This window comes from Stieleria mannarensis (assembly GCF_014154935.1).
Classification (GTDB): Bacteria; Planctomycetota; Planctomycetia; order Pirellulales; family Pirellulaceae; genus Stieleria; species Stieleria mannarensis.
Genome location: NZ_JACEHH010000175.1, coordinates 1 through 935, shown reverse-complemented (window position 1 = coordinate 935; position 935 = coordinate 1). Strand labels below are relative to the sequence as shown.

Below are 935 nucleotides of genomic sequence, written 5' to 3'. Positions count from 1 at the left end.
CTTGCGCATCCGTGCCAGCCAGGGTCACTCGGTATCAGGCGTCGAACTCAACCTCGAACAGAAAACGCCTCCCGAGATTCTCTATCACGGAACGGTTGCCGCATTTCTCGACAGCATTCGAGTGACCGGTCTGCAAAAGCGATCACGTCACCACGTCCATCTTTCACCCGATGAAGAAACCGCCACCAAAGTCGGCTCGCGGCGAGGCAAGCCAATCATCCTGCGAGTCGCTGCCGAAGCCATGCATCGTGACGGCCACCAATTCTACCTTTCCGCCAACGGCGTCTGGCTCGTCGACGCCGTTCCACCAACCTACCTGACTTTTCCGGAATGAATGGCTGATGGATACTCCTGATCTCTCTCAATTCAATTTCACCATCACAGTCGACGATGTTGCCACCGCGATCAAAAAGGTGAATGCATATTCGACCGAACAAAGAATACGTCGCTTTGATGATGTTGCGGCCAAGCAAGGCAATGTGATGGGCGCTGCCGTCCAGCTTGGCTCGCTGAAAGTGCCAATGGAATTGGTCGAGGAGAGTCTCTACGTATTACTGGTTCTCTTTGAACTATTTGAAGCTGTTGCCCCAACCTTGCCACCGGTAAGCCAAGAGACGGTGCAGGATTCATTTGACAAATATGCTGCGATGATTCGATTCTACGACGAAGAATCTCCCCGCGAGATCCAGCGATTGTCGCAGGCTCAGTGGAAGGAATTCCAGGAGCATGCAGTCCTCGCGTTTGTCGTTAACCACTTGACGGAAAAACTGATCGGCATCAATCGCGAAACCGAATTGGTGCGTCAGTGCTGTATGGTGATGACGCAGTCATTCGTGTCAACGTACGTTGAATCGCGAGGGACTTAGAAATTTCAGTACGGCTAAATGCGTTGTAATTCGTTTTTTTGAAGAGAATTGTAGGTGGGGATCAATGAA

The 935-nt window shown here is 51.4% G+C and carries 2 protein-coding genes; both read left to right on the top strand.

Going from position 1 to position 935, the window contains the following annotated elements; translation table 11 throughout:
- The coding region (locus tag H1B37_RS32955) for an RNA 2'-phosphotransferase (RefSeq protein WP_182871512.1) at window positions 1-334 on the top strand (334 nt) is incomplete at its 5' end.
- A gap of 7 nt (window positions 335-341) precedes the next feature.
- A complete protein-coding gene (locus tag H1B37_RS32950) occupies window positions 342-866 on the top strand; it encodes a hypothetical protein (RefSeq protein WP_182871511.1) in 525 nt (174 codons plus the stop codon).
- Window positions 867-935: the final 69 nt, after the last annotated feature.

Bases quoted from the DNA above. Each gene is read 5' to 3' on its own strand.
- H1B37_RS32950 (WP_182871511.1), top strand. From the start codon at position 342: ATGGATACTCCTGATCTCTCTCAATTCAATTTCACCATCACAGTCGAC.